The 231-nt window shown below is 57.1% G+C and carries 1 protein-coding gene; it reads right to left on the bottom strand.

Going from position 1 to position 231, the window contains the following annotated elements; all coding sequences use genetic code 11:
- A partial coding sequence (locus MXD62_RS09780) for a hypothetical protein (RefSeq protein ID WP_368862367.1) occupies positions 1 to 231 on the bottom strand: 231 nt, incomplete at both ends.

Below are 231 nucleotides of genomic sequence, written 5' to 3'. Positions count from 1 at the left end.
ATCACCCGCAGCAAGGAGAGCATTACCTCTATCTCTGTCGCGCTGAAATAACCGCCGCTTTGTTCCGCGTAGACGGGAATGCCCGCCTCACGCAGCACCTCCATCATGGTCTCTCCCCAACCAGCGGCAGCACGCAGCAAGATGACGATATCACGGTAGGAAAGCGGCCGCATCCCGCCTGTTTTTTTATCGTAAACCAGCATTGGCTGCTCGCCTTCGCCAGGTTCCATC

The organism is Frankia sp. Mgl5 (genome assembly GCF_023242985.1).
In the GTDB taxonomy this organism is placed as follows: domain Bacteria; phylum Actinomycetota; class Actinomycetes; order Frankiales; family Frankiaceae; genus Parafrankia; species Parafrankia soli.
The sequence above is the reverse complement of the archived record's forward strand: the minus strand, read 5'-3'. Positions and strand labels throughout refer to the sequence as shown.